4 protein-coding genes, 1 tRNA gene and 1 pseudogene are annotated in these 6,000 nt (G+C 42.6%); all 6 read right to left on the bottom strand.

The features are described from left to right. Window positions 1–407: pseudogene (locus tag HMPREF3208_RS06865) on the bottom strand (glycosidase); the annotation flags it as partial. Window positions 408–544: 137 nt separating this feature from the next. After that, window positions 545–618: transfer RNA gene (locus tag HMPREF3208_RS02605), tRNA-Leu, on the bottom strand. A 247-nt stretch (window positions 619–865) separates the two neighbouring features. Continuing rightward, window positions 866–2,305 carry a pyruvate kinase gene (gene pyk / locus HMPREF3208_RS02600; protein WP_016636532.1) on the bottom strand — a complete coding sequence of 480 codons (1,440 nt, stop codon included), beginning with the start codon at window positions 2,303–2,305 and terminating at the stop codon, window positions 866–868. Window positions 2,306–2,494: 189 nt separating this feature from the next. Further along, on the bottom strand, window positions 2,495–4,609 hold the full coding sequence (gene uvrB / locus HMPREF3208_RS02595) for an excinuclease ABC subunit UvrB (RefSeq protein ID WP_064347084.1): 2,115 nt from the start codon (window positions 4,607–4,609) through the stop codon (window positions 2,495–2,497). Window positions 4,610–4,615: 6 nt separating this feature from the next. Then, window positions 4,616–5,320, bottom strand: a complete 705-nt coding sequence (coaE, locus tag HMPREF3208_RS02590; RefSeq protein ID WP_064347080.1) for a dephospho-CoA kinase — start codon at window positions 5,318–5,320, stop codon at window positions 4,616–4,618. Between the two features lie 68 nt (window positions 5,321–5,388). Beyond that, window positions 5,389–5,718 (bottom strand): TM2 domain-containing protein, encoded by a 330-nt coding sequence (locus HMPREF3208_RS02585; protein ID WP_064347116.1) that lies wholly within the window; start codon window positions 5,716–5,718, stop codon window positions 5,389–5,391. Window positions 5,719–6,000 lie beyond the last annotated feature (282 nt).

The following is a 6,000-nucleotide window of genomic DNA, read 5'->3' as shown; positions in this document are numbered from 1 at the left end:
AACTCAGCTTCAGTACCAAGTTTAGAATTTAAGTTATAACTCACTGGCTGGTAAGAAGTCCACCAAGCTGTACCTTTAATATGGTCTTCCGGAGGCGACACTTGCACATACTTCACACCTTCAGGACCATACGTTTGCTTACATTCTTTAGCAATACTCTTCCAGTTTTGTTGAAAAGCAGTAACAATAACACCTTTTGACGGAAGACCATTATGAGATTTGGTAGAAGCAAATGCTGAATTAACATGAAGAATTATTAAGAAACACATTGCAAAAACTAGCACAAAAGCAATCGGAACAACTGACTTTATAGCTATGCCTACATTGCGTTCGTTATTACTACTTATTTCATTCAAACGATTATTTTCTTTCTTATTCATGCGCAATGCTATATTACGGATCATCATTGCTCCTTTCGCATCAAATCGGCACTTTTTCATGCAAATACACTGCTAGTATTATACGCTTTCTTAGCTATAGAGCCGAATAACAAAAAAATAAAAATAAAAAACGCCGCCTAGCAAGCTAAGCGACGTTGTGCACGTGCCCCCGGTGAGACTCGAACTCACACTGCACAGATTTTGAGGCTGTTTCCTCTACCAATTGGGATACAGGGGCATTTTCAATTTTCTGCGTTTTTGCGCGACTTGTTGACTATAGCACACTTTAAGTCACATGCAAACACCTCGCGCGTGTTGGCGTGTCGCAATGCTACTTATTTACAAGCCAATACCAATAATGCGCGCAACCCATAAAATGAGAAGCGCGCATTACATTGACTACGCAACTGCCACAATATTGCAGAATGAGTAAAATTCACACATTCACAACAGTAACGTAATATTTCGCATCAAAGCTAGCAAAATTAATCGCAAGCACCAACAGTGTGAACATAGATAGAATCCGTGCGACCAGCTTGACGCTCACCTTGAGCAGTGCTCAAAATAACAATCTGATCACCATCGGAAACCTTACCTGCTTCGCGAAGAACCTTGTCGGTGAAAATCATCAAATCGTGACGGTTCATATCATGATAATCTTCATCAATCAAGAAGCCCTCAGTACCCCAGCTCAAAGCCAACCAACGATACGTATGCTCATTGTTAGTTAAACCAAAGATTGGCGCAGTTGGACGTTCACGAGAAATACGATGTACTGTGCGACCAGTCTGAGTATAGGCAACAATAGCTTTAGCATTAAGCTTATCTGCCAAGTCAACAGCTGCAGAAGAAACAGCGCCGGTGCTAGACATGTCAAGCTCAACAGCTGGAATACGATCATAGCCATGCTCAGTAGCATACTGAGAAATACGGGACATGGTCTTCACGGTAACATCTGGATACTTGCCAACGGCAGTTTCGTTAGAAGTCATCGTTGCGTCAGCACCGTCGAGAACTGCGTTAGCGCAGTCAGAAGCTTCTGCACGAGTTGGAACTGGAGAGTTAACCATGGTACCAAGAACTTCAGTAGCAACGATAACTGGCTTTGCATAGCGGCGAGAAAGCTCAATGCAACGCTTGGTAACCAGTGGAACCTCTTCGAGAGGCATTTCCACAGCCATATCACCGCGAGCAACCATGATACCATCGAAGGTCTTTACAATCTCTTCCAAGTTCTCAACAGCCTGTGGCTTTTCAATCTTTGCCACGATTGGAATACGGCGACCTTCTTCGTCCATGATTTCATGAGCGCGATCAATATCAGTAGCGAAACGCACGAAGGACATAGCAATAATGTCAGCGCCAGTGCGAATAGCCCAACGAAGATCAGCCTCATCCTTTTCAGTCAAAGCTGGAAGCGAAACAGCGACGCCTGGAAGGTTAATGCCCTTGTGGCTGGAAACTGGACCAGCAACAATAACCTTAGTGTGAACGTCGTTACCTTCTACCTTAGTTACCTCAAGACGAACCTTACCATCATCAATAAGAATTGGGTCGCCTGCATGGCAATCTCCTGGCAAGCCCTTGAAGGTTGTGGAAGTGCGGTGCTCGTCACCTTCAACATCATCCGTAGTGATGATGAACTCCTGGCCTTCTTCCAAATAAACTTTATCTTCACCATCAGCGTTCTTCTTGAACCAACCGCAGCGAATCTTTGGACCCTGCAAATCAACAAGAGCAGCAACATTGCGGCCAGTGGACTTGGAAGCTGCACGAACGTTGTTGTACACGCGCAAATGATCTTCAGGAGTGCCATGAGAACGGTTCAAACGAGCAACATCCATACCAGCTTCAACAAGCTTGGTAATACCTTCCAACGATTCGGTAGCTGGACCAATAGTATCAACGATTTTGGCTTTACGCATAATGCCTACCTATTTCTATTTCTGTTTATTTTTTATGAACGTTTTAACGATAAAAACCATAAAACGCCCAATTCCGCTTTCTAGTGTATCAACGGATTGTGACCGCTTACCACATTTATTCGGCGTTTTGTGAACGTTCACAGAAAATCACAAAAAATACTTGGCTAATACTTAAATAATAGATGTTTACTAACTTTGAGCATCCTTTATCTGTCGCAACTCTTTCTTTAAATCGCGTATTTCATCGCGCAATCGCGCTGCAAGCTCGAATTGCAACTGTTCTGCAGCAACATGCATTTGCTCGCTTAAATTTTTAATTAACGACATAATATCGCTTTGCGGCAAGGCCGAAATATTCGCCATACGCTTTTCTTTGCTTTGCTGCCCCAGATTCGGCTCTTTTGGCACGCCATAATGCGAGTTCCCAGCCTTATTAGCATTCCTGTAACCGCCTGCTAGCAAAGTTTGAGTATCAACATCTTCTTTAGCAAGCATATCGTTCACATCGCTAATCTTCTTTAGCAAAGGCTTAGGATCAATTCCGTGAGCCTTGTTATACGCGATTTGCTTTTCGCGACGCCTCTCCGTCTCACTAATAGCCTTGCTCATAGCATCCGTAACGCTATCCGCATACATAAACACAGTTCCGGAAACGTTACGAGCAGCGCGACCAATCGTTTGAATAAGCGAACGATAGGATCTTAAGAAGCCTTCCTTATCTGCATCCAAAATCGCCACAAGCGAAACTTCCGGCAAATCCAAACCCTCACGAAGCAAATTGATGCCAACAATCACATCAATTTTGCCTTCGCGAAGCTCGCGCAAAAGCTCCACCCTGCGCAAAGTATCAACATCTGAATGTAAATACTCAACTTTAATACCAAGCTCCAAAAAATAATCAGTTAAGTCTTCAGCCATCTTTTTTGTAAGCGTAGTAACAAGCACGCGCTCATCTTTTGCCACTCGCGCCTTGATTTCCGCAAGCAAATCGTCAACCTGTCCCTCCACAGGGCGAACCTCAATCTTAGGATCCAGCAAACCAGTAGGGCGAATAATCTGCTCAACTACACCATCCGAAAGCCCCAACTCGTAATCTCCAGGAGTTGCAGAAAGATACACAGTTTGACCAACGTGCTCCAAAAATTCTTTCCACTTTAACGGGCGATTATCCATTGCAGAAGGAAGCCTAAAGCCATGTTCTACAAGCGTTCTTTTGCGCGAAGCGTCACCTTCATACATGGCTCCAATTTGCGGCACTGTTACATGTGACTCATCTAAAACCAGCAAAAAGTCATCTGGGAAAAAATCAAGCAGAGTATGCGGAGGTGTACCTGCATCACGTCCGTCAAAATGCCTAGAATAATTTTCCACTCCCGGGCACACTCCAACTTGTCGCAGCATTTCTAAATCATACGTAGTTCGCATTTCCAAACGCTGAGCTTCCAACAATTTATTCTGTTTTTTAAGCTGTGCTACTCTCTCGTCACGTTCTTTCTCAATTGCCTCTAATGCACGCTCCATGCGCTCAGGTCCTGCAATATAGTGAGATGCTGGGAAGATATGAACGCTACTCTCCTGGCGAATTACTTCCCCTGTAAGCGGATGTAACATCGTAATTCTGTCAATTTCGTCACCAAAGAATTCAATTCGCACAGCTAATTCTTCGTACACTGGAATAATCTCAACTGTGTCACCGCGCACTCTAAAAGTTCCGCGCGTAAACGCAATATCGTTGCGTTTGTATTGCATACTCACAAACTGGCGAAGAAGTGTATCTCGCTCAAGCTGCTGACCAACGCTTAACATAAGCATTCGCTCGGCATACTCCTCTGGAGTACCAAGTCCATAAATGCACGAAACAGTAGCTACAACAACACAATCCCGTCTAGTAAGCAAATTCGCTGTAGCTGCGTGGCGAAGACGCTCAACATCGTCGTTAATATTTGAGTCTTTTTCAATATACGTGTCTGTTTGCGGAATATACGCTTCCGGCTGATAGTAATCGTAGTAAGACACAAAATAGCTCACAGCATTATCTGGCATAAGCTCACGAAACTCTGCACAAAGCTGAGCTGCCAAAGTTTTATTCGGCTCAATAATAAGTGTCGGCCGTTGCAAACGCTCAATCAGCCAAGCAGTTGTAGCAGTTTTACCAGTTCCCGTAGCACCCATTAAAACAACGTCATTTTCGCCGTTTTCAATGCGATTTGCCAACTCTTCGATTGCTTGCGGCTGGTCTCCTGAAGGCTTGTATGGCGCTTTTACTACAAAAGGCTTGTTTGTACGCTGAATTTTATTCGTCATAATCTTTTACTTCCCTAAGTTTGCTATTTCAGCGCTTTTATTACTTACTTCACACAACCATGATTTCAACGTATCATCAACACTGTTAAGCATCGATCCCATTGGTTTCGTTGAATCGACTACAAAATCTGCCATATTTTTTCGAACTTTACAAGGAAGCTGACTCTTTATGCGCGCTAAAGCCTGACTCTTCGTCATATTTCGATCGCTTATCATTCGCTTAACGCGAACTTCTTGAGGCGCTTCAACAGTAATAATATGGTCAAAACTAAATGGAATGCTGTCGATTACTTGCGCAAGAAGCGGAATATCGTGCACAATAATCGAGCTCATGCTGCTCATTTCATCGCAATTTGCTTTAGAAATTTTACTAACATACTCGCTTTTATATTCGCTTTCTAAAAGCTTCGCACGATTGTAGATAGCCGGGTGAATTATAGATTCAATCTTATTTAATGCTTGCTTATGCTCATCGTCGTCGCCAAAAATACGCTCCGCAATAAACGCTCGATTTAAAGAACCATCTTCCAGAACAGAATCTTCCCCAAAAATTCCTACGATTTGTTGCAATACTGTGCTTCCTGGTTCCACTACTTTACGCGCTAAAATATCGTAATCTATAACAAAAGCGCCAAGCGAACGCAGATGGTTTACCACTGTAGATTTTCCAGCCGCAATTCCGCCCGTTACTGCAATCCGCATTATTGTCATATATAAATTATAAGTAATGCCCCAGTAAATAAGTACCAGAGCATTACTTCTTAAAGAAAATAAAATGATTAGTCTTGTAATTCTGCACCATTGGCATCTTTATGCCACTGAGTCCCAGGCTTTGAGCAAAGAATGCAAATTCCTTCAACACATGACCATATAATCGAAATACCTGCAAGCAAACCAAAAGAAAGAACGGAAATAAGGAGCTGAGCAATGGCCTTACCCTTAAAACCAAGATAGAAATTATGAATGCCTAATGTACCCAAGAAAATAGCTAGCAAGCCAGCAACGATTTTCTGACGAGGACTCACCAAAGTTGCATGAGTATTCTGATTGTTATTCCCACCATATGGAGGGAATTGGGTATTGTGCTGATTGCTATCAAATGTACTCATAATTTTCACCAATCCTTTTAATAACTTCATTAATGTTTTAACAAAATCATATAATCGTGCTTCTTAAAAGAAAATTTGTTGTACTCACATTTAATTACAGAATATAAATTATAAAATCAGAGTATTTAGAGAACATTGCAATAATCGAAATACGCAAGATGCCCCGATGATCACTCACCGGGGCATCTTGTTCATACGCTTTTAGTAGAAACTACTTCTTTTCACTCAAAAGCTGTTCGCGCAAAGCTGCGAGCTGATCGGAATCAGCTAAAGCACCTTCGT

Origin of the sequence: Gardnerella vaginalis, from assembly GCF_001546485.1 — a bacterium.
Classification (GTDB): Bacteria; Actinomycetota; Actinomycetes; order Actinomycetales; family Bifidobacteriaceae; genus Bifidobacterium; species Bifidobacterium vaginale_D.
The sequence above is the reverse complement of the archived record's forward strand: the minus strand, read 5'-3'. Positions and strand labels throughout refer to the sequence as shown.